19 protein-coding genes are annotated in these 23,845 nt (G+C 40.7%); 6 read left to right on the plus strand and 13 right to left on the minus strand.

The genetic code is table 11. The features are described 5' to 3' along the window. The first annotated feature begins 3 nt into the window (after window positions 1–3). On the plus strand, window positions 4–942 hold the full coding sequence (locus QZR76_RS02985) for a glycosyltransferase family 2 protein (RefSeq protein WP_294140269.1): 939 nt from the start codon (window positions 4–6) through the stop codon (window positions 940–942). A 10-nt stretch (window positions 943–952) separates the two neighbouring features. After that, window positions 953–1,909: a glycosyltransferase family 9 protein gene (locus tag QZR76_RS02990; RefSeq protein ID WP_294140272.1), complete on the plus strand. Its 957-nt coding sequence runs from the start codon at window positions 953–955 to the stop codon at window positions 1,907–1,909. Here QZR76_RS02990 and QZR76_RS02995 read toward each other — a convergent pair. From QZR76_RS02995 to nhaC, 5 genes are all read right to left on the minus strand, one after another. After that, a complete protein-coding gene (locus tag QZR76_RS02995) occupies window positions 1,893–2,678 on the minus strand; it encodes a DUF5672 family protein (protein WP_294140273.1) in 786 nt (261 codons plus the stop codon). The two genes, QZR76_RS02990 and QZR76_RS02995, sit on opposite strands and share 17 nt — an antisense overlap. Before the next feature lie 135 nt (window positions 2,679–2,813). Further along, complete coding sequence (gene frr / locus QZR76_RS03000) at window positions 2,814–3,377, minus strand: ribosome recycling factor (protein ID WP_294140274.1); 564 nt, start codon at window positions 3,375–3,377, stop codon at window positions 2,814–2,816. A 159-nt stretch (window positions 3,378–3,536) separates the two neighbouring features. After that, complete coding sequence (locus tag QZR76_RS03005) at window positions 3,537–4,778, minus strand: M56 family metallopeptidase (RefSeq protein ID WP_294140275.1); 1,242 nt, start codon at window positions 4,776–4,778, stop codon at window positions 3,537–3,539. A 4-nt stretch (window positions 4,779–4,782) separates the two neighbouring features. Continuing rightward, a complete protein-coding gene (locus QZR76_RS03010) occupies window positions 4,783–5,160 on the minus strand; it encodes a BlaI/MecI/CopY family transcriptional regulator (RefSeq protein ID WP_294140276.1) in 378 nt (125 codons plus the stop codon). A gap of 124 nt (window positions 5,161–5,284) precedes the next feature. After that, window positions 5,285–6,712, minus strand: a complete 1,428-nt coding sequence (gene nhaC / locus QZR76_RS03015; RefSeq protein WP_294140279.1) for a Na+/H+ antiporter NhaC — start codon at window positions 6,710–6,712, stop codon at window positions 5,285–5,287. A 144-nt stretch (window positions 6,713–6,856) separates the two neighbouring features. Between nhaC and QZR76_RS03020 the strand changes: the two genes are divergently transcribed. Then, window positions 6,857–8,098, plus strand: coding sequence for a peptidase U32 family protein (locus QZR76_RS03020; protein WP_294140280.1), 1,242 nt, complete (start codon window positions 6,857–6,859; stop codon window positions 8,096–8,098). Window positions 8,099–8,789: 691 nt separating this feature from the next. On the opposite strand, the gene QZR76_RS03025 is transcribed toward QZR76_RS03020, so the two are convergent. The 3 genes from QZR76_RS03025 to QZR76_RS03035 all read right to left on the minus strand — a co-directional run bounded on the left by QZR76_RS03025 (window position 8,790) and on the right by QZR76_RS03035 (window position 13,599). Next, window positions 8,790–9,620 (minus strand): porin family protein, encoded by an 831-nt coding sequence (locus tag QZR76_RS03025; RefSeq protein WP_294140282.1) that lies wholly within the window; start codon window positions 9,618–9,620, stop codon window positions 8,790–8,792. 6 nt (window positions 9,621–9,626) lie between these two features. Further along, window positions 9,627–10,982, minus strand: a complete 1,356-nt coding sequence (locus tag QZR76_RS03030; protein WP_294140283.1) for a PCMD domain-containing protein — start codon at window positions 10,980–10,982, stop codon at window positions 9,627–9,629. Between the two features lie 133 nt (window positions 10,983–11,115). After that, window positions 11,116–13,599: a YfhO family protein gene (locus tag QZR76_RS03035; protein WP_294140284.1), complete on the minus strand. Its 2,484-nt coding sequence runs from the start codon at window positions 13,597–13,599 to the stop codon at window positions 11,116–11,118. A gap of 130 nt (window positions 13,600–13,729) precedes the next feature. Between QZR76_RS03035 and QZR76_RS03040 the strand changes: the two genes are divergently transcribed. The 3 genes from QZR76_RS03040 to QZR76_RS03050 are packed head-to-tail and all read left to right on the plus strand — an operon-like array spanning window position 13,730 to window position 17,213. After that, complete coding sequence (locus QZR76_RS03040) at window positions 13,730–15,226, plus strand: lipopolysaccharide biosynthesis protein (protein WP_294140286.1); 1,497 nt, start codon at window positions 13,730–13,732, stop codon at window positions 15,224–15,226. After that, window positions 15,223–16,107: a glycosyltransferase family 2 protein gene (locus QZR76_RS03045; RefSeq protein WP_294140288.1), complete on the plus strand. Its 885-nt coding sequence runs from the start codon at window positions 15,223–15,225 to the stop codon at window positions 16,105–16,107. Before QZR76_RS03040 ends, QZR76_RS03045 begins: the two co-directional genes overlap by 4 nt. Next, entirely contained in the window at window positions 16,104–17,213 is a 1,110-nt protein-coding gene (locus tag QZR76_RS03050) for a glycosyltransferase family 4 protein (protein WP_294140289.1), read from the plus strand. The genes QZR76_RS03045 and QZR76_RS03050 overlap by 4 nt, the downstream gene beginning before the upstream one ends. Here the strand turns inward: QZR76_RS03050 and QZR76_RS03055 are convergent. The 5 genes from QZR76_RS03055 to QZR76_RS03075 form a co-directional block, all read right to left on the minus strand. Next, window positions 17,180–18,379, minus strand: coding sequence for a glycosyltransferase (locus QZR76_RS03055; protein ID WP_294140291.1), 1,200 nt, complete (start codon window positions 18,377–18,379; stop codon window positions 17,180–17,182). The two genes, QZR76_RS03050 and QZR76_RS03055, sit on opposite strands and share 34 nt — an antisense overlap. 3 nt (window positions 18,380–18,382) lie before the next feature. Further along, window positions 18,383–19,432, minus strand: a complete 1,050-nt coding sequence (locus QZR76_RS03060) for a glycosyltransferase (protein WP_294140293.1) — start codon at window positions 19,430–19,432, stop codon at window positions 18,383–18,385. A gap of 32 nt (window positions 19,433–19,464) precedes the next feature. After that, a complete protein-coding gene (gene asnB / locus QZR76_RS03065) occupies window positions 19,465–21,393 on the minus strand; it encodes an asparagine synthase (glutamine-hydrolyzing) (protein WP_294140294.1) in 1,929 nt (642 codons plus the stop codon). 116 nt (window positions 21,394–21,509) lie between these two features. Then, window positions 21,510–22,490 (minus strand): D-glucuronyl C5-epimerase family protein, encoded by a 981-nt coding sequence (locus tag QZR76_RS03070; RefSeq protein WP_294140295.1) that lies wholly within the window; start codon window positions 22,488–22,490, stop codon window positions 21,510–21,512. 25 nt (window positions 22,491–22,515) lie between these two features. Beyond that, window positions 22,516–23,802, minus strand: a complete 1,287-nt coding sequence (locus tag QZR76_RS03075; protein WP_294140296.1) for a glycosyltransferase — start codon at window positions 23,800–23,802, stop codon at window positions 22,516–22,518. Window positions 23,803–23,845: the final 43 nt, after the last annotated feature.

A 23,845-nucleotide genomic window follows, 5' to 3' on the forward strand; every position in this document is an offset into this window, starting at 1 on the left:
GAGATGGAAAAATTATTATCTCTTTGTATTCCTACTTATAACAGGTGTGAAATATTGGATACGGTACTTTCTCACATTGTACGCGATAAGGAGTTTGACGAACGGGTTGAGGTAGTCGTTTCGGATAATTGTTCTACGGATGCCACTCCTGAAATCGTGAAAAAGTACTCCTCTTTGTACACGAATGTTGTGTACCACAGAAATCCGGAGAATATTCGCGATGCCAATTTTGAGTTGGTTTTGTCTTTGGGAACGGGAAAATACGTGAAGTTATTGAATGATTATTCCATATTGAAAGCGGGTACACTCGGTTATTTGCTGGAAAGGATAGAAAAACACAAAGAGTCCGGAGAGAATTTATTCTTTTATACGCGGGTTTCAAGACCGGAGTTTAACGAGGCGATATGTTATTCCCTGAATGATTTTGTGGAGAAAGTCTCTTTCTGGTCGACTTGGATTGGGCATTTCGGTACGTGGAAAGAACGTTTTGATGCCCTGCCCGACAAGGAACGTTGCAGATCCTTACAGCTGAGCCAAATGGATTGGACGTTGAGAATCGTGAATGAAAAGAGTCCTACCGTGGTCTATCGGGAAAACCTTTACGAAACCCTTCCGCCCAGTAAAAAAGGAGGATATAATTTTTTTAAGATTTTTGTGGAGAACTATTTGGGTATTTATCAAGAGTATCTCCGGAGCGGGGCTTTGTCCTCCAACGTATTTAAACAAGAGAAACGTAAACTTTTTAAAAGGCATCTTTATCTTTGGCTTAAACGTATCTATATCAAAGATAGGGAGATGTACTGTTTTGAAACGAAAGGAACTTTTCGCATTATTTTTAAACATTATTGGAGTTGCCCCTATTTATATATTAACTTTGTGAAACTATTTCTGTATGGATTAGTATATCCTTTAAAAAGGGTATTTGTGAAAAAGAAGGGATAAAGAATTGTTTATGAAAAATATTATTATTAGAATGCCTAACTTTATTGGGGATTCAATAAATACACTTCCTGCGATAGACTTGTTAAAACAGGAGTATCCGGATTCGCGGATAACCTTGTTAGGCCTTTCTTTTATTAAAGATATATTTGAACATGATCCCCGAATTGATGATTTTATTTGTTTTGAGAAAGGAAGAAAAAATTACCTGACTTTTATCAAACGGATTCATCAGGGAAAATACGATTTGGGCATCTTATTCACGAATACATTTATCTCTGTTTTTATATTTAAATTGGCTCTCGTGAAATGTGTTATAGGATGCAAGAATGAAGGAAGAGGTTTTTTATTGGATTTTAAGATGCCATTGAATCGTAACGTGCATTATATCAATCGATATGCCATGCTCGTGAATAAATATTTCAACAATAAATATGTCTATCTTCCACCCTTAAAATTATTCTATAAACAGGGAGAGACGTTTCATTTCCCGAACGATAAACGGGTAATAGGTTTGTACTTGGGAGGTATAAATAAAAAATTTAGAAGATATCCGGAAAACTTATCGCTTGAGTTATTAAAACTATTGAACGGCTATAATCTTGTTTTGATAGGAGACCGTAACGATGCGATGACTCACGCTTCCTATTTGAAACGGGTGAAATTGGATAGTGTCGTTGACCTGACCGGAAAAACTTCCGTGGGGGAATTTATTACTACAATAGCCAATCTGGACGTGTTGGTTACTATCGATTCTTCTGCCATGCATATTGCCGCGGCTGTTCATACTAAGTTTGTGGCTCTTCTGGGGCTCTCTACAAGTCCTACTTCGACGATTATTCCCAAGGTCGATTTCGGCATTGCCTTAAAGGTGGAAAACAATATGATCAACGAGGAAGATTATATTCGGAATATAACACCACAAATGATTGCGGATCGTGTCGGATTATTGCTTAATCGGGAAAATTGATGTGATCTTTCCAAAAATTCAACTCTTTGTTCCAACGGTGGCAACCGAAAGGGAGTTCCTTTTGTGCAAATTGAAAACAGATTCTCGGGAACAGATCAAACGAAAAATGTATTGCTTCTTGCCAGGTCGGTATCGAGAAATCTTTGTTTTTCGTCGCTTCCAAAGCCCAGAAGACATCTTCGTTAAATTGACTGCTTTCGCCGACACGGGAGAGATAGGTATGAATACGTGATTGCATCTCTATTGTTTTGCGATAACATGTATCTACTTTACGTAAAGAAAAACCTCCGTTTCCGACTTTGAAAAAACATTGTTGCCTGTGTTTTATACCTGTAAGGGAGTAGATGGCTCCCCGAAGTTTTAAAAAAAGATTCAGGGGGAACTTTCGGTATTTCAATTTACATAACCAGGGAGCCCCGATGTAGTCGTAACCCCGTTGACACCATTGGGTAAGTTCATCCCTGAAAACAAAAGCATCCAATTGATAAATTAAAATGTATTTTACTTGCAGGAATCGTTCGTAAAATTCGCATGAAAGCATTAAGCGATTATAGCCTGCTATACCGGCAAAATAGTGATCGTCGAAACTTTCAACTTCGAAGGTGTCGGGATACAGGTCTAACACTTCCGTTATATCCAGACTATCCGGCTTGATGATGACTTTAGGATACTCTTTTAATACGTTAACCACTTGATTTAATGAGATAATCTCTGTACGATTCAGGTCTGTTTTGTAGACGGGTATGATGATTTTTACGAGTTCGTTCATCTGCACAACAATTGGATATCGGGGCAAAATATATCGTTATAAAATTAAAGGGGCCGCCCGCCGCATGCCGGGCGGCCCCTTTAATTTGAGTATAAATATTTCCTTTTCGGGCATAAAACCTGTCGGGGTGCCGAATCAGATAGTCATGATATCTTTCTCTTTCCGGGCAAAATATTCGTCCACTTTTTTACCGTATTCATCGGTTAGTTTCTGAGCTATTGCTTCGGCATCTTTGGCTTCGTCCTCCGGAAGTCCGTCTTTGACCATCTTCTTTACCTGTTCGATGGCATCGCGGCGTGCATTCCGTATACTGACTTTGGCGGTTTCCGTTTCTCCTTTGCTTTGCTTTACCAGATCGCGACGACGCTCTTCCGTTAAAGACGGAACATTGATTCGTATGATCTCTCCGTTGTTGTCCGGATTTAACCCTAAGTTGGCTGCCATGATGGCTTTTTCAATGGGAGCGATCATACTCTTTTCCCACGGTTGTACGGAAATTGTCCGAGGGTCCGGGCTGGAAATGTTGGCAACTTGATTTAACGGGGTAAGACTTCCGTAGTAATCTACCATGACATCTTGTAAGATTTTCGGGTTAGCTCTTCCCGCTCTGATTTTACTTAATTCTGTTTCTAAGTGATTCAGAGCAGCTTCCATTCTTTCTTTGGCTTCGTCAAGATAAAATTGTACTTCCTCGTTCATATAAATTGTGATTTAATGTTATTTTGCCTATTTATTGCAAAGGTATAAAAAACTTTATTTCAATCTATTCTTTTCGAGTTTTCCTTTGTGATATATTTTTTTAATAGCCAAGAAAGAAGGAAGGAGTCCGTCTGAAATTTTGTTTTCCTTTGAGTTTATTTACTTCTTCATTTGGAAACTAATCGGCACGGTGAAAGAGACTTTTACCGGCTCTCCTCTCTGTTTTCCCGGTTTCCATTTAGGCATGGACTCGATAACTCTAACGGCTTCTGCATTTAAGATTTCGTCTACTCCCCGAACGACTTTTATCTCTTTGACACTACCGTCTTTCGCTACTACAAACTGAATGATTACCTTACCTTCTATCCCTTTTTTCTGGGCTTCAGCAGGGTATTTTATCTTTTGGTTAATCCACTTTGTAATATCTCCTTCAGGGAAAGTGGGCATGTCTTCTACCGTGATAAAAGTATCTGTCGTATCCGCGGTAGCGTTGTTTGAATTTAGTGATAGAGTTTTTATAATATCTTGCTCCTGAGAGGATTCATTGTTTTGACAGGAGAAGGTAATAAAAAGAACTCCACAGAGTAAAGTGGCAGGTACGTAATTCAATATTTTGTACCTTTTTGTTTGTTGTTTGGTCATCATAATTATTCTTTTTTTTAGGTTAGAACATGCAAAATAATTCGTAAAAGAAAAATGAGATTTAAGTGATTGATCTAAAATAAGTTGCATATAGCTTCCCGTTTGGTATTTTTGAATCACCCGGTGATCGGCAATGAATTCATGATTTTGGATGATGGCTTTTTTCAGTAACCATGCTAAAGGGTTAAACCAATTGAATAGGCAAAAGAGATGGATAAATAACAAATCCAAACTGTGCATTTGTTGTATGTGTATCTTTTCGTGAGCGAAGACCTTTTGCCGGATTTCTGTATCTTGCACGGATTGATTTACAAAGAGTAAATTGAAAAACGAAAAGTTCGGATAGGATTGGGGAAGGAAAACAATTCGTATCCCTCGTATTTTTCGGGATGGATTCGTATTTGCTAAATGCCTTAATTGTAAAGTGGCTAAAATAAATTTAATAGACACAATGGTTACTCCCGAAAGATAGATCCAGATCCAGTAATTTGGAGTTGAAACGGGAGTTTCAGTTACATTGGTATCCGTTAAAAAAATAGAGGCGAACGGGCTGTTTGTGATCCCCGGACTCTCCAGAAAAGAGTGGAATGGAATTGTTATTTGAATAAACGGAATAAGTTGAGCCATAAGCAGGATTCCGAGCAGGTAAAAACGGTTTGTATTGTAAAAAGTTTGTTTTTGCAATACCAGCTGATAATATCCCAATAAAACAATCAGTACGATTGTCGATTTTATGATATAAGGTAAGGAGGGTATCATGATTTTACTTTTTTTGTTCGGTCTGTTGAGCCTCTTTTACTTTTTGTAGGATCTCTTCCAACTCTTTCAAATCGATATTTTCCGATCGGGTGAGAAAGGAAACCATTTGTGAGTAAGAGTTTTCAAAATAATTTCCGACAAAATTCTTGAGAAATTTTCGGGTATATGTCTCTTTGTCCACAAGAGGAAAATACCGGTGACTTTTTCCAAAAGTTTCATGATCTACAAATCCTTTCTCCTGCAAAATCCGGATGATGGTAGAGACCGTATTATAAGCCGGTTTGGGATTGGAAAATTTCTCTACAATCTCTTTGACAAAGGCTTTGTTCAGATCCCAAAGAATCTGCATGACTTGTTCTTCTGCTCTTGTTAATTCTCTCATAGTGTTATATTATTTTTTATGTAAACAAATATAGAACTAATATTTTAGTTTTCAAATTAAAAATGTAATTATTTTTTTATATGAGGAGTGTTTTGATTGTAATATACTTTGTATTAGTAGTTTATTATTTTGATATTTTCCGGATTTTGTAATGAATGGCGGTAATAAAGATATTCATGAGTGGGCTGATTAAATTGAAGAAACAATAGGGAAGATAGTCGAAAGTAGCAACTCCCAGTACACGTGATTGAGTTGCTCCGCAAGTGTTCCATGGAATCAGGACGGAGGTAACGGTAGCTGAATCTTCCAATGCCCGGCTTAAAACTTCGGGTTTAAGCCCGTGTTCTTTATAAATCTTTTGCATCATTTTTCCCGGTACGACAATCGACAGGTATTGATCGCAAGCCGAGATGTTGAAAAGGATACAAGAACCGATGGTCGTTGTCACAAGCGAAGTGTCATTCCTGATAAAAGTAACCATGGCTTCGCTTATCCTTTTCAAGGATCCTCCGGCTTCCATCACTCCGCTGAAGACCATGGCCATCAGGATTAACCATACTGTACCGAGCATTCCTTCCATTCCTCGGGTGGAGAGTAAACGGTCGATGCCGGGAGACCCTGTTGATAATTCCATTTTACTGGAAATGACTTGTAAGATAATTTGGTATTTGTTGGAGAACGCCTCTCCTTTTGTCAAGTTATCAAGTAGTTCGGTTTGAAAAATGAAAGTAAATAGAATACCTAAAGCAATACCTGTTAACATAGCCGGAATAGGAGGAACTTTTTTAATGATGATGAATGCTAATAGAAGGGGAACCAGTAATAGCCAGGGAGTAATCCGGAAAGTTTCGGTTATGCCGGTCTTAATTGTTTCCGTGCCGGTCAAATCTATTTCATTGGTGTGGGTTAGCCCGATGATAACAAAAATAATTAAGGTAATGATTAAAGTCGGTACGGTCGTGTAAATCATGTAGCGGATATGAGTAAACAGATCGGTTCCGGCAATTGCCGGAGCCAGATTGGTAGTGTCGGAAAGGGGGGACATTTTATCCCCGAAATAAGCACCGGAAATAATCGCTCCGGCAACAATACCGGAATTCATACCGAAAGCATGCCCTATTCCAATGATTGCGACACCCACGGTTGCAATCGTGGACCATGAACTTCCGGTTGCCAGAGAAACAATACCGGATATGACGACGGAAGCGACAAGAAAATAAGAGGGAGACATCAGGTCTATTCCATAGTAGATCATCGTGGGAATAATTCCGCTTAGCATCCAGGTTCCACTCAAGGCTCCTATCAGGAGGAGGATAAGAATAGCCGGCATGGCCGAATTGATGGTACTGAGAATTTTACTTTGTATGTGCTTCCAGTCCACGTGATTCTTCCAGGCGATCAGGCCACTAAGGGTCGCTGCAATCATAAGTGCGATTTGATTGGCTCCTCCCAATGGGTCTTCAAAATAAAGAACATTTAAAAATAACAGCCCTATTAAAAAGAGAATAGGGATAACGGCCTGAACGAGTGTGGGAGATTTCGGATGTGTCATAGGATTGTTTTTTCTCGTTTTACGGGAATATACGATTTCTTTAAAAGATAGATTCAATTGTTTCGCTTCTCTAATACACTAATTTTCAATTTCAGTTTTTATTTTCGCTGAACAAGTGTACTTTTGCCGTTCTAAATGTATCGTATGAAAAGAACAGATTTTGAAATAATGGCTCCCGTGGGTTCTTATGAGTCTTTGGAAGCAGCCTTGCAGGCAGGAGCGAATTCCGTTTATTTCGGCGTGGAAGGATTAAATATGCGTTCCCGTTCTTCGGCCAATTTCACGCTGGAGGATTTAAAGTATATCGTTGAAAAGTGCAGGGAAAGGGAGGTAAAGACTTATTTAACCGTCAATACGATTATTTATAATAACGAATTGGAGAAGATGCGCCAGATTATCGATTGTGTGAAATCGTCCGGTCTGACGGCTATCATTGCTTCGGATATGGCTGCTATTCTTTATGCCCGTTCTATCGGTGTAGAGGTGCATATCAGTACTCAATGTAATATTACTAATTTTGAGGCGGTAAAATTTTATTCTCAATTTGCCGATGTGGTCGTGTTGGCCCGGGAATTGGATCTGGATCAGGTTATGACCATTCATCGCCAAATTGTAGCACAGGATTTAAGAGGCCCCAAGGGAGAGCTCATGCAAATCGAAATGTTTGCCCATGGGGCATTGTGTATGGCTGTTTCCGGTAAGTGTTATTTGAGCTTGCACGAGATGAACGCTTCTGCCAACCGGGGAGCTTGTTACCAGATATGCCGTCGTTCGTATACCGTGAAAGATACGGATAGCGAGGTCGAGTTGGAAGTGGACGGGAAATATATTATGTCGCCCAAAGATTTGTGTACGATAGGTTTTATTAATAAACTGATAGATGCCGGGGTGCGGGTGTTTAAAATTGAGGGACGGGCACGCTCTGCCGAATACGTGAAAACGGTATGCGAGTGTTACAATGAAGCGTTGGATGCTTATGTGGATGGAAGTTATTCCGTTGAAAAAATCGGGTATTGGAAAAAACGGCTCTCCACCGTGTTTAACAGGGGGTTCTGGGATGGTTATTATTTGGGACAACGCCTGGGAGAGTGGAGTGAGGTATACGGTTCAAAAGCCACGAAAAAAAAGGTTTGCATTGGGAAAGTGACCAATTATTTTACAAAACTGCACGTGGGTGAATTTAAGTTGGAATCCTATGATTTGCAAGTCGGAGACGAGGTTTTAATTATGGGACCGACAACCGGGGTCGTGCAAATGCATGTTCCCGAACTTCGGGTTGATTTGCAACCGATTCAACAAGTCGATAAAGGTACTCTTTTTTCTATGCCTGTCGAATCGTTTCTGCGTAGAGGAGATAAGTTGTATAAACTGATAGAAGCTGATTAATTGACAATTGTAAATTAATTGGAGAGAGTAAGAGCCTGAAATTAATTTTGATTTGCGATTGAACTTCTGCTCCCACCCTCTTTGAATTGTCAATCTATAATTCGAAATCCCAATGACTAAATCCGTCTGATTGTAAATTTTAAATTGTAGATTGTAAATTGATATTTGCTTCAATTCCAATTTTGCTGTCTTTAAATCATAAATCGCAAATTCTTTTAATCACACTTAATCTCTAAATCCAAAATCATAGAATCTTTTAATCCCCTAATCTCCAAATTTCTTTGTTTTTTAATCTACAATCGTTACGGGCTAACCCTCCGGGGCGGGGACGTTTCCGTCGGTCGTGTAATGCTTTTCATTCACTGCCCTCCGGGACTCGCTACGCTCGGACAATCCGTCGTCCGGTCGTTCCGAAAATCGAACACGTACACTCGCCGCTCACTATTTATGCCCTTTCGTTTTATCTTTTCCCTTTTTTATTTATAGTTTACAGATTAGATAGAGTTCCTGATTTTGCCATTTTTAAATCATCAATCTAAAATCCGAAATCGTAAATTTCTCTCCAATCCCGGAATCACCAAATCTCTTAATCCCAGAATCCTTTTAATCTACAATTAGAATAGCACATTGCACCCGTCCCCGTGGGTTATTTTCAATCACTTAATCACAGAATCTCTAAATCTATAATTTATTATATGTTTTTATGCCGGAAAGGATTCAAGCGGGGCGGTTTTATATCAAACAAGTTATAACTTACGACCAGGGTTCCTCGTATCTGGAGCATTTTGTAATCGAAATATTGATTACTTGGCTTGAAGATATCTTTAAACCCCCATGATACTCGTAATCCGATTTCTACCCTGGAGAATAATTTGCGTTCGTATCCTGCGATCAGTCCCGCATCCCATGTATCCAAGATATCGCTAAAGTTAATTTTTAACGGTTCGTCATCGATGGCTCCCGTGTAGACTCCGTTATCGTCCATCATAAAACCTTTATTTACGGTAACGTTGAACTTTCCTTTAATGATCCAGGCAAAATAGCCTCCTGCAAGAATTCGGTCTTTTTGGTTCCGGAACGTGTATTTAAAATAGAGGGGTACTTCCATCATGGTGAAGTCCATATTCATTTCAGCCGATCCTGTAAAACGGGCAATGACATCGTTTTTGGCATCGTTGAAACGTTGATTTTCTATCCTGGCATCGGCATCGATGGCAACCTTTTTATAGGTGATTTCGGCTCCGATGGTCCAGTAACGATCTACCGGGAAGGTGAATTTTGCACCTAAAGAAGGGGAAAGTTTCGGATAGGGATTAAACGGATCAGGGACATTACTGAAAGGAAAAGGAATAGCTCCCCCGATATCGGTTCCCAATTGAACTCCTAAGGCGAACCGGTATTCAACATTTTTACGATCGATACTATCCTGTTGAGCGGATGGAAGCGTTTGTTCCGTTTTTCGTGCAAAAAGAGTCAGGGAACAAAGAATAATCAAGACGGGTAAAAAAATATATTTCATCATGGTAGATTAGTATTTGAACGTGAGGTTATCAACAGTTAATGTACTTCCTTTGGCTCCGAGGAAAAAGTCCCCTTTGTTACTGGAAGTCATGACGATACTGATGTGGGTAGGTTCCAGGTCGGAAGTATATTTGATAGGTATGACTATGTTCTTCCAATCGCGTAAGGAGAGATCCGATCCCTTAAGGACAAAATCTCCTTCTCCTATGACGGTCAGGTCCGGTATATCTCTATCGTGATACTCTAATTCCCCTTTTCCGTTCCAATGTAATAATTTGACCCAGATACGCCCTTCGTCGACTCCTTTTGCTTCTGTCAAAACATATTTGCCGTCTTTATTTTTAACGGATTGCTGTAACGTGTTTCCCGGTTTATATTTTGCATCTATGGAGAGAGAGGCCGGTCGATTAATAAACGGGATACCGAAGTAGGTCATTGCTCTCGGATCGTCCAGTTTGGATATATTCATCTTAAAATAACCGGTAAACAGAGTTCCGGCTGTAACGAGGTCTCCGATAAAACCTATACTTTGGATATCGGTGGAGATTTGGGCGGCTTTTCCCCCGTTATTCGAAACGGGTAAAGTCCCTTGTACAAACATGTTATTGGCGGTAGCCCAACCGAAACCCTTCCCCGGGATCGGATCGATATTTACATCTATGGTTCCCTCGTTGATCCATAATTCGAAATCTGAATTTTCAATAGGCGGTACAATCTGGATATTCCATACTCTTTCGTCTCCATTGTCGGCTATTAGTGTCAAATGTTTTACATCTCCCGGTTTTTCGAAATGGAAAGAAGTAATATCGGAACCCTCCTTCCACTCTCCGATATGGGAGATTTGTGCCTCGATATCGATTGGCCACTCTTCAATGGCGTCCTTAAAGACGATTCGTACGTAATTATTTCGGATTCTTGCACTCACTTTATCTTCCGGGAAATTGGTGATTTTAAAATCGGAAATTTCGGCGTTCGGTTGATCTATAAGTATGATCTGGGCTAAATGAGGAACACCACTTTCTGAAATCAGATAAAAAGTTTGTGGTGTATACACATCGTTGAACGTAAATTCTTTCAAATTCAACGGTTGAGCGTTGGTGCTCATCGTTCCGTCGGTTGTTGATGAAAATTTTATTTCAGTAGATAAAGTTAACGGGAATAATTTTCTTCCGTACTTCAAAGGTATGGAAACAATATTATTCTCGATGGTTATATTGTTCTGATCGATTTGGATGCCTTGAGGGCTTATTCCGGTAACGGCAAGTGAAGTAATATTGGCTTCATCACTAAGTTTATCTACTTTCGTACAGGCATTTAATATCAGTATACCTGTAAAAAAAAGAAGGATAAAGTAATTTCTCATAATTTATTTTTCTGGTTAAGCAATACTTTACGTATTTGAGATTATAAAGTGAATTATTTATAGATGTATTAACATTATGGGACATTTTTGAGCAAAAAACGTACCAGAATATTCTTATTTATGTTTTGTCTTTTTAATTCATGGTGGTTTTAGGAGATATTAGGATCTTTTTTATACCCACGGCAATATACGCGAGCAATAATAGTAATAATATGCCGGAACATATAGCTGAAATTTTAGCTCCCATATAATAAGATTCCGGTTTATATTCGAGTACAATAGTATGTTCCCCTGCCGGGATAATCATGCCTCTCAGAATGTAATTGGCTCTGAAAAGGTCGGTTTCTTGTCCGTCGATATAAGCTTTCCAACCTTTGGGGTAATAGACCTCACTAAATAATGTTAGTTGTTCATTGGCGGCTTTGCTCTTGTATTCCAGTCGGTTGGGAGCATATTGTGTTAATACGATCTCTCCGTTTTCGTCGTAGTTGAAGCCTTTATCTTGAATAATCGATTTAAATTCTTCGTTGATAACAGCTACTTCAGCCGGATCTATTGCCTGTAACGTAACCAATTCCTCTTTTGGCGTGTTTACCAGTTTATAATCCTGTACAAACCAAGCATTCCCGAGGGCAGATCGATTTTCAATAGAGGTGTTGGCGTTCAGGATAATGTATTTCGTGTTAAGCATATTCAACACCTTTTGCTTTTTCAGACTCTCTTCCATTCCCGCAAGAGTCTGTGTCGCATTTACATCTTTTTGGAAAGATTGAATCTCGGGAATAATGAAATAATCGATTATATCCTGATAGCGTTGTAATTTTGCCGCACTATAGCCGCCGATGGTTTTGTGAAAATAGCTGGAGTGGGAATCATTGAACACGTTTACAGCCAGATCCAATACCCGATAATTCGGATTTTTATCTTTTAAGATTTCCAAATCGACCGGACGAGCCCGGAATTGATTATTAAATTCTTTTTGAGTAACAAAATGGTTATTGTTCAGGTAACGTTTGTCGATGGTCCACATATCCGTCAGTATCAAAAGACTGAGGATGATGGCCATTTGAGAAAATTTTAATTTTTGGATAACTCCCGCCCAGATCACGGCTCCTGCCAAGAGAATAAAGATTAAAGAGCGGAAAGCGTCGGCCCGCAGCATGGATATTCTGTCTTGAATCACCAATGCCCGTAGCCAGTCATAATACTGTTGGTCTACGGGTGCCGTAAAATTACCGGCCAAGCCGGGAATCAGGGCAAAAACGGCACAAATACCTCCGGTAATACCGATAGCAATTTTTAATCCTTTGACCAAAGTTTTCTTGTCAAACTTTTGATTAAATATTTGGTTTAGGGTATAAATGCCCAACAAGGGGATCGTAAGTTGTAAAATGATCAGGATCATGGACGGTACCCTGAATTTATTGTATAGAGGTACATAATCGTAGAAGATATTGGAGAAGAACATAAAATTTCGTCCCCAGCCCAAAAACAGGGCCAATAAAGTAACTCCTACGATCCACCATTTCATCGGACCTTTGATCAAAACGATTCCCAGCACGAAAAGAAAGACAGCGATGGCTCCCATGTACATCGGACCGGCCGTGAAGGGTTGTTGTCCCCAGTAAGTTCCTAATTGCCGAATAACTTGATCGACTTCCTTTACTCCCTGTTGTTTTAAGTATTTGTAGGTTTCCGAATTGGTTCCTAATCCTCCCTGTGAACTGCCTCCTTTAAAGTTGGGAATCAGTAAATTTAATGTTTCGTCTATCCCGTAACTCCAGGCCGTGGCGTACTCTTTATCCAAACCCTTTGTTTTGTCGGACGGATTGTCGGAGGTTAACTCAGAGCCTCCTCGCATGGTATATTTTCCATATTCCCAGGTAGGCCATAGGTGATTGACATTGGTCCCTGCGGCCAAACCGGCCGCTACCACCAATAGGAGGGCTGTTTTAAGGAAAGCAGGTAATGTTTTGTTTTTGATAGCGATATAGAGTTGTCCGATGCCATAGGCGATAATGACGAATGCCAGATAGAAGGTAATTTGAGGATGGTTTGCCGTGATTTCGAACGAGAGGGCCAAACCGAATAAGAGGGCGCCTAATAATCGTTTCTTTCGGAAAGCGTAGACGACTCCCGCCAGGACGAGCGGCATAAAAGCGATGGCCATCATTTTAGCATTATGTCCTACCAGCAGGATCTGGAAATTGTAGGAACAAAAGCCGAAAGCCAGAGCGCCTGCAATCGCTAACCAAGCGTTTACGCCAAAGGCCAACATCAGCAAATAAAAACTAAAGAGTGCGATGATGAGGTAACTTGCCGGACGTGCACCGATAAACAATTGTTTGTATATGTATTCGAGGTAGTTCCCTTTATATTTAGTCAGGATCATCGTCGTGGGCATACCGCTGAACATGGAGTTGGTCCATAACGTCTCCTCCCCGGTCTTTTTTTGGAATTCCAAAATTTCGTTGGCGGCACCTCTCCAGGAAGAGATATCCGATTGATGCACGATTTTACCTTCAAAGAGAGCAGGAAAATAGGCATAAGAAATGATGATAAAAAGAATTAAGGCAATGAAATGCGGGTATAGCGGTTTGAAGTTGATTTTTTTCATGGATAAATTCTTTAACTTATGATGAAACAGGGACAAAAATAAAAAATATAATCGTCAAACCCCCATTATCGATAAATAATTCCTATTTTTGTTTACTATTTGCGCGATAAATCTATAAGTACAAAGGTTCATGGGGGTTATTATCCGGCAAAGCATAAAAGGCACAGTTGTAAATTACGTGGGGGCTTTTATCGGTTTCCTTTCCACGATGTTTATCGTGACTCGTTTTTTAACTTCTGAAGAGATCGGTTTAACCCGGGTATTATTTGAAGCTGCAACCTTATTGGGAACTTTCGTTCAGTTGGGGACAACCTCTTCCGCTATTCGCTTTTTTCCTTCTTTTAAAAGTAAAGACGGGCGGAATAACGGTTTCTTTTTCTATCTTGTAATTCTGCCTTTAATCGGGTGTTGCCTTTTTGTTCCTGTGGCATGGTTCCTGAAACAGCCTGTCTCTGCCTATTTTGAGCAGAACTCGGCTCTTTTCGTGGATTACTATAACTGGTTGTTTCCCTTGATGTTTTTTATCGTTTACCTCGGGGTATTCGAAACCTACTCTAATTTGTTGATGAGAATCGCTGTTCCCAAATTGATTCGGGAAGTGGTGATCCGCTTGTTGTTGATCGGTGTTTACATCTTATATGCTATTCATGTGACGGGCATGACCGGGTTGGTCGTTACCTATATTGCCGTGTATGGGATTGCAATGTTTTTAAATCTATGGTATGCTTCTCGAATAGGCTCCGTCTCTTTAAAGCATGATTTTTCTTTTATAAACAAAGATCTTCGTAAAGATATTTTGAAGTATACCGCTTTTCTAATGGTAGGGGTTATCGGGGGAAGCATCACCAGTAAATTGGATCTTTTTATGGTGAGTGCGGAGATGGGGTTGAATTACGGTGGGATCTATACCATTGCCTTTTATATGGTTGCCATTATCGATATTCCTTCCCGTTCGATTACGGCTATTTCTTCTCCGGTAGCGGCGGAAGCGTTGAGAGCCGGTGATTTCGAAAAGGCGAATGCCCTGTATAAAAAGGTTTCGCTTCATCAGTTATTAATCGGAGGATTTCTCTTTTTACTTTTATGGATCAATATTGACAATATATTCGATATTATTCCTAACGGAGCGGATTATCGGGCCGGCAAATGGGTCGTTTTCTTTATCGGTCTTTCTCGTTTGATCGTGATGTTTTTAGGGTTTGGCTATACGTTGATTAGTTTCTCCAAATACTATTATTGGGGTCTTTATTTTACTTTTTTTATTACGGCTATCACTATTCTCACGAACAGTTGGCTGATACCGATATTGGGAATGACTGGGGCTGCCGTAGCGACATTATTGACCTGTGTTCTTTCCCATACGGTTCAACAATGGCTTGTATTTGCGAAAGTGAAGGGGAATCCTTATACGTGGAATACGCTTAGATTATTAGGGGTTTTCTTGTTATTATTCGGGTTGAATGTCGTCTTACCGGAAATAGACAACCCTTGGTCGGACGGAATATTCCGGAGTACGGTTATGTGTATCGCAGGAGGTGTGCTTATTTATTTTCTACATCTTTCTCCCGAAGTAAATCAGTTAGCGGATGATCTAATTTTTAAATGGCTGAAATGGAGGAAGAGATGATGAAAAAATTGACTGTTTTTACCCCAACTTATAACCGGGCTTATACTTTAGGACGATTATACGAGAGTTTATGCCGTCAGAGTAATAAAAACTTTGAATGGTTGGTCGTGGACGACGGGTCGGAAGACGAAACGGAAGAGCTTATAAAAACCTGGCAATCGGAAGGAAGTATTTCCATAAAATATATTTACCAGGAAAACGGCGGAAAGATGAGGGCCCATAATAGGGGGGTAAAGAGTGCGGAGACCGAATTATTTGTGTGTGTGGATTCAGATGATTATTTGGTAGATGACGGGGTAGAGAAAATTTTATCCTTTTGGAAGGAGAAGGGGAGAGAGGCGACGATTGCCGGGATCGTGGGCTACCGGGGGAAAAATACCGAAGAGACCCTGTTGGACGGAAGGTTTCCTTATGAGCGAAATTCGACATTGAAGGATTTGTATAAATACGGTTTTCGGGGAGATTCGACATTGGTATATAGAACGGAGATTCTTCGTTCGTTCTTGTTTCCCGAAATCGAAGGTGAGAAATTTATCTCTGAGGCCTACGTGTATAATCAGATAGACCGGCAATTTCAGCTGTCGGTTTTGCCTCAGATTATTATTGTATGTAACTATCTGGAGGATGGTTATACTCGTAACCACGCGAGGTTAAGAAAGGATAATCCGATCGGGTGTGCTTTATATAGTAACCAGAAGGCAATGTATGCCGAGACCTTGAAAGAGAGGTGGGTAAACACGATCAATTATGTCAGCTACGCTCTGGCCGGTAAAAAGAGGCGTATTCTGGAAGATTCGTCGAATAAAATAAGGACCTTGTGTTGTTATCCTTTAGGATATCTTTTGTTTTTAAAGCGGAAACATAAAAATAAGAAAGTATGAAAGTGGCTTATTTCCTTGGAGCGTTAAATCGGGGAGGTATGGAGACTCTCTTGTTGGATATTTTATCCCGGGCGAACACGGCTTCTTATCAAATCGTCTGTATTTACCGGGAAGAGGGGGGTATTTCGGATGCATTTAAAGCCACGGGAGTTCCCTTGTTTAAGATGACACCCCGAAGAGGGATGGATTTATCTTACATCCTTCGTTTGAGAAGGTTGCTTTGCCGGGAAAAAGTAGATATTGTTCATGCCCAACATTCGTTGGAAGCTTGTTATGCTTGGTTAGCCACAAGAGGATGCGGGATAAAGATAATTCAAACGTTTCACGGTTATGATTATCATCAGACGGCGAAGGGGCGTTTTTTTATGAAATGGATGATCCGGCATGCGGATTTGAATATTTTCGTGAGTGAAGTACAAAAGTCGTATTACGAAAAAAAATATCATTTTCCCCCGAACCGGAGTCAGGTCGTTTACAACGGGATCGATTTCGCTAAATTCGAACAACGGGGGAGAGGGGAAACTTTTGAATCACCCGGATTATTAATCGGGAGTGTCGGTAATTTTGTTCCCGGAAGAGACCAGATAACGATTTGTCGGTTTCTGGTTTTGTTGAAAAAAACGGGTATTCCTTTTCGATTTCTGTTTGCAGGTAGAAAAGATTCCCGTTATCCTCATCTGTATGACGAATGTGTCCGTTTCTGTGAGACCGAAGGTCTACAGGAAGAAGTCTGTTTTTTGGGGACAAGGTCGGATGTCCCTTCTCTTTTGGCACAATGGGACGCTTTTATCTACTCTACGGAACACGATACCTTCGGTATTGCCGTCATAGAGGCTATTGCTGCCGGAATCCCTGTTTTTGTAAACGATTGGGAGGTGATGCGGGAAGTGACGGAAGAGGGAAGATTAGCTGTGTTATATAAAACAAAAGAGGTAGAGCGGTTGTTGTCCTTTTTTCTGGATTTCTATGCTCATCCCGAAGAATACCGGGAAAAAGCGCAGAAAGCGGCTCTTCATATCAAGGAAAAATACGGGATAGAAAAGCATATGGAGGAGTTGAGTAAACGGTATGCTTATTTATTAGGAACCGGTAATAAAACGTGTTGAATGAAATCGGGATAGTTCTTCTTTGCGGAGAATTTTTCCAACCATAATTCGCGGGGGTGAAACGTATCCTTGATCTTGTATACTTCACGGATTTGGGTAGCGATGAATTCGGGAGAAGAATCGGGAGCGATCAGCATACCGGTTTCCGAAGTAACGATTTCACGTGTTCCTCCTACATTTGTTGCAATGATCGGAATATCAAAGGAGATGGCCTCCATGATTGCCACGGGTAATCCTTCGCTGGAACTGACGTTGATAAAGATATCGATAGGTCGTGTTTGATAATATTCGATGACTTGCTTATTACTCCATCTACCGGTGAAGTTTACCTTTATGTTTTCAGGGAGATGTCGGCTTTTTTCTTTTAATTCTTCCCATAGATTACCGTCTCCGATATGGGTCCATTCGATTTTTTGTTCCTGAATGGTTTGTAGGGCTTCCAGAATTAGCGCTACCCGTTTGACAGGAATTACGTTGGAGCAGCTCAGAAGATGGATGGTTGCATCTGGCGGGAAAGATTTTTTAACCCCATGGTCCAGTGTACCTAAATAGCTATAACAGGCATTAAAATGATATTTCCCGTATCGTTCCAAGGCGTAATCCAAACCTTGTTTGGAGATATAGACGGCTTGTGTCAGATGCGTGTAAACTTCTTTGCGGAATGGAAGATATCGATTGGATCTTCTCTCTAAATATATATCCGCTCCGTGAAAACGGACGATCTTTTTACGGGTATTTTTAATGAAGGGAAGCACATAGGCCGTACCGATACCCCAATAAAAATAAACGGTTTCGTCTTTAAATTCGTCGTTAACTTTTTTAAAATCTTTATTAGAGAGGATAGCTCGGCAAAAGATAGATACCGAGATGTATTTTATAGCTTTGCTTAGACTGGTATAGGCTTTGTCCGAAAAGAATCGGCGAATAAAATAAAAAACCGGGGCCCAACAAAAGATGCCCGACAAGATCGTATCCCGGTCGTTCCTGAGCATGGGTTTTAATACCCTGCAATTGGACGGAACTTTACGCGTGATCTCTCCCTCGCCTATCCAAGGAAGGATTGTAATCTCGTCGAAAGCTTCTGACAGGTAACCGATTTCATTCTCGATAAAAGGTTCTTTGTAACTATAAGGGAAACTTTGGGTGAAAAATAATAGTCGTTTCATGGGTTATTTATTTTTACCGTAATAATTTTTGGAGAAACCTTTTACTTCTTTTCCTTTCAGGGTATTCCATAACCCCCAAATTAGACCTGCCCCGTAAGCGAACACTTGAATGTTCAGGGTTAATATAGAGAGCAAAGCCGTTTTACAGCTCTTGTATTTACAATAAGATTGTAAAAAGGCAAGCAGGCAGATACCGATGAATCCGCATCCGATAACGGCCCAAATCAGAGAAGCGTGTGCGGGTAGTAAAAAAGAAAGAATCCCGATAAGGACCAGCCCGACAAGTAGTAATGTGGGCAATAGATGTACGGCTTTCAATGTGTGCGGATGCCTGCGGGTCAGGTTAATCCGGGCGACACCCCAGTTGAATATCTGCCTGAAGAATTTAGGAATGCTGGTACGGCGTTTATGATAGACAAAAGCCCCGGGAATCAACCCGACTTTAAATCCCGCATTGTATATCCTCATGGAGTAGTCCATGTCCTGTCCGTGACGTAGTCCTCCCATGCCTCCGATTGTTTCGTATATTTTCCGGGATATACCCATGTTGAAACTGCGGGGGTAGAATTTTCCGATATGCCTTTTACTGCCGCGAGTCCCTCCGGTACCGATAAATGAGGTCATCGAATAGTTGATGGCTTTCAACAGGGGGGAAAACGAAGGATGGCAAGTATCCGGTCCTCCGAAAGCATCGTAGGATTGTATTCGTTGTGTTTTTTCGATTTCCGTCAACCAATGCGGGGGGAACATACAGTCTGAATCTACAAAAATGAAATAATCCCCTTTGGCCTGACTCATGCCGAAATTACGGGCAGCTCCGGGCCCTTGGTTTTGTTGGAAAATGGCTCGTATCTGTAAACCGCTGGGAGAAGAATATTGCCGGATGAAATCTTTAAAGCCGTCTTTTGAACCGTCGTCTACAAACAGAAGTTCGAAAAGAGAACGGTCTCCTTCTAAGGCTTCGGCACTATCAAGCAATTCTTTGACCTCATCCAGCCGGTTATATACGGCTATGATGACGGAATATGTCGTATTGGCGCTTTTTTCTTCCATGTTTATGCCTGATCTATAGGTTTCCGGTATTTTTACTTGTAATAAGATTCGATATGATCATCCGTGCGACGGTGTATGAATTGATCTTCCCATATGGCTAATCCGACCAGAATCCAGATGTAATTATAGTGCCATCGAAGTTTTGGATGGGCCGGATAGTCCAAGATACGTTTGATGTAATCGTAATTAAATATTCCCTGTTGATCGATGTATTTTTTTGTCAGTATCTTTTCTGCGGTCTCTTTTAAGTCTTTTTTGAATTGGAGATACGGATTGACTGTAAATCCCCATTTTTTCTTCGTGATAATTTTGGGCGGCAGGTAAGGCTCTAATGCTTTTCGGAAAAGATATTTTGTCTGGTTATTCTTTATTTTTAATTCTACGGGCAACCGGAAGGCGAATTCGACCAGCTCTTTGTCAAGCAAAGGAACTCGCTCTTCTACCGAATGAGCCATAGACATTCGATCGTCGGTCAATAGATAGTCATTGACCATTTTGGTTTGAAATTCGGCATAGAGAACTTGGTCCAGGGCTTTTTCGTGTCGAACCCGATAGAATAGGTTGTCGAACTCCTGATGAACCCGAATACTCTCCATTTGTCGCTGCTTTAGGAACGATTCGTTGTAAATGTTTTTATAAAAAGGAGTATCGTAATCCCATACATTTCGAATAATCAGATAAAAACGCTCGATGTTTCCAATGGCAAGCAGCATTTGTACTCCCCGTCGGTATTCGTCGTAACGTAAGGAGTGAGCATTATTCTGAAGTTTAAAGATAAAGTCCGATTTCCATCGTAACAAGCGTTGCATCCAATGCGGGGTATAATGATGCCAGCGATTGAACGGATAGATGAATTTATGAATATCGTATCCGGCAAAAAGTTCGTCTCCACCCAATCCTCCTAAAATAACTTTTACTTTCGGATGTATAAAAGCCGACATATTGTAACCTTGAAGCAAATTGATCTTAGGCTCCTCGGCATGCCAGATGACTTTCGGCATCTGTTGCATGGGATTCATGGAGAGACTCAGGGTATGGTGTTTCGTGTGAAAGTAATCCGCTATCTGTTGAGCGTCCGGAAATTCATCCGTGGGTTCATTGAAGCCGAGGGTGAACGTGTTTATCTCCGGAACTCCTAATTCATGCATTTTTTGTACGATTGTAGAAGAATCCAGTCCTCCGGATAAGTAAACTCCCACGGGGACGTCACTGACCAGTTGTCGCTTTACGGCAGCTTTGATTAAAACATTGATTTGTGCTTTGGCCTCTTCTTCCGTGATGGAACGATCTGTTCCTACTGGCATTTCCCAGTATCGTTTGACCGTAAAAAGTCCGTTCTCGAATAGGGCGAAATGGGCTGCCGGAAGCCGTTTTATACCTTTGAATAAAGTTTCGTCTCCTTGGGTATATCTTAAATTCAAATGGATATGCAATGCCTTCAGATTGAGTTCCCGTTCGTATTTCGGATGGAGAATAATGGATTTCTGTTCCGAGCCGAATATCAAAACTCCGTCTTTCAGATAGTAATGGAGAGGCTTTACTCCAAAATGATCTCTGACAAGGAGGAGTCGATTGTGGTTCTTATCTAATAGAGCAAAAGCGAATATCCCGTTTAACCGATTAAAGAAACCTGTCCCGAACTCTTCGTAGAGGTGTACCAATACTTCCGTATCCGTATGGGTACGAAACCGATGTCCTTTGGATTTTAATTCCTCCTTTAATTCTTCGAAATTGTATATCTCTCCGTTGAAAATAACGCAGACGGACTGATCTTCGTTAAAGACGGGTTGATCTCCCGTGCATAGATCGATGATAGAGAGGCGACGATGTCCTAAGGTAAAATTTTGATGGGTATAGATGGATTTGGCATCCGGACCTCGATGAGCGATTGCATCCAGCATTTTCGACATCAACGGTCGATTGTCTTTTTCTTTTTCAAATATCCCGGCTATCCCGCACATAATTACCCTTATTCCGATAAAACGATTTTGTAGTCTTCATCTACAAAGTTACTATTTTTCGGGAGCTTGTACAAATAGTTTATCTCTTTTGCGGTAAATATCGGTGAACGCAAAGATTAGAGCCGATTTAATTTTTTTAAGGCTCTGAATTTAAACCGATACATTTTCAAGATGTGGGTGAAAGAGTCGTACTTTCTGAATTTATTCCGGTATTCCAGTAGCTCTTTTCGTTTCGTGATTTGATAGAGAACTTCCAATTGCAAAAGAACCAAGCGAAGATAACTGATGGTGCAGGGATCGTCTTTCGGGTAACCGGGTATCTCACAACGATTGAAACGTAGCCAAAATCCCATGTCAAACAAAGGAAGCTGCCGAATTAACCCCTCTACTCCTTCGTTAAAAAGGCGAAGAGCCAAACGATTGTATTCCATCAATCGCCCGTCGCCCGTCGCCCGTACAAAATCGTATAAACCGAATAATGAAAAGCCGTGTCCGTCTAATACCCGGGTAGGACGGGCTGCTACGTATTCTTCATAAAATGTTTCCTGAATGTTCCGGTCTACGGCAACGCCTCCCTCTGAAATATCTTTCGTGAAAGGTATTAATGCTTTGGAGGCTGTCGTAAGGTATTTTTCTTCTCCGGTAATTTGCCATGCTCTTAGAAGAATCGAGATACCCCGGCTTTGGGCAAAAGCCGATTTCCAAGGTTCAAATACCTGAAATTCAGGCTTAGGAACCTCGGTGAGCCAATAGACTCCGAGTTCATTGTCCGTTATGGCATGGGCTTGGAACCAATCGGCAATATTCAGAAAAAGTTGTTTCTTCTCCTTTTGCCGGGTCGTGAGCCAGGAGTGAAAGACGGCTAACCCGTATTGCCCGATAGTAATCGGGTAATAATGTAGCTGTTGTTGCTCGACATCGATATAACTGGTATTGATAGGTACTCCTTTTTCATCAAACGAGTGAATGAGCCGGTTCAGTTTGGAAAGATTCTCTTCGAATTTGAAATAATAACCGGACAACAGAGGAGTTGTATTCTCTTTGTTTATCTTCAGGTGTTTATTACCGTTCAGATCCCGAAGGAATTTGCGAAACATGAATATAATCTTCTTGAGTTGCATATTAATCAATGAATTGGCTTAATCGAGCAGTTAGTGTTTGTCTTGAATATTGAGAAATCTTTTCCAAGTCTCCCTGAAATTCCGGTTGTGGGTATGCCATCGATATGAATTTCTTGATGCCCTCTTTATCATGGAAAGAGAGAGTTGTTCCGGAACGACACTCCCGGATGATTTTCCCTGCCATACTCTTCCGATCCTCTAAACAGAGAATCGGTGTTTGTGCGGCAAGGTATTCAAACAGTTTCCCCGGCATATGTCCCTCGTTTTGATTCGTATCATGAAAGATTAACAATAAAAGTTGGGATTCGATCAGCTCTTTTACAGCTCTTTCATGGGAAATGAATCCGGTGAATACGGCTTTTATATTGTTTTTTGAAGAAATATATGCTTTGTGTTCTTCGCTTACCTTGCCCACGAATTGTAAAACGATCTTTTTTTCGGGATAGAGTTCGGCAACCGCATCGATGAAAGATTGAATAGGGTAAGAGGAGGCTAATGTTCCGGCATAAGTAATCGTGAACTCCTCTTTTTTATTTATTTCCTCTGTTTTAAAGTCTTCTTCGTCAAAACCGTTGGTTAATACATGGATTTTGTCCGGTATGATTTTAGGACTTTTACGGACGATTTTCTCTTTGATAAAGTTAGCGGTTAATACGATATCGCTTTTTTCCAAGACCTCCCTTTCGTAGGCCTTGTCAATAGCTTGAGCCAGCCGGGTTGGGTATAGGTCATGGTAATAGTAGATATCCGTCCACGGATCCCTGAAATCGGCGATCCATTTTATGTTTTTGTTTTTCTTTAATTTCAGACCGATCAGATGTGTCGACATCGGAGGACCGGTCGTGATGACCGTTCGGATGTTGTGTTGCTCGATAAGCTCTACGGCTTTAGCATAAGCGTATTTATTCCATCCTTTTCGGGCATCGGGTAAAAAAAAATTTCCTCTGATAAAACGAGCTATTTTTTGTTTAAAATTGGGTTTCCCCTCGTTAACGAAACCACTATAAGGAGCTGTTTTAGTACGTGTGAATTTTTTATATAGCGAATATAATCCTTTTGCCGTCGTGTTGTATACCAATATATTAGAAGCGACATCTTTCAATAGGGTCGGGTCTTGTATGGGATATTCCGCTTTGTCGGGATCAACGGTTAAGACGACAGGTATAACCTCCGATGCCGGCAGATATTTTGAGAATTTCAACCAACGCTGAACACCCGGTCCACCGGAAGGAGGCCAATAGTAAGTAATAATCAATACTTTTTTTATTTTTGTACCTTGTTGCGTCATGATTGTCTGCGTGAACTTTTTTACAAAAGTAGTGTTTTTTCGG

It is taken from the genome of uncultured Sanguibacteroides sp. (genome assembly GCF_900543425.1).
In the GTDB taxonomy this organism is placed as follows: domain Bacteria; phylum Bacteroidota; class Bacteroidia; order Bacteroidales; family Marinifilaceae; genus Gabonibacter.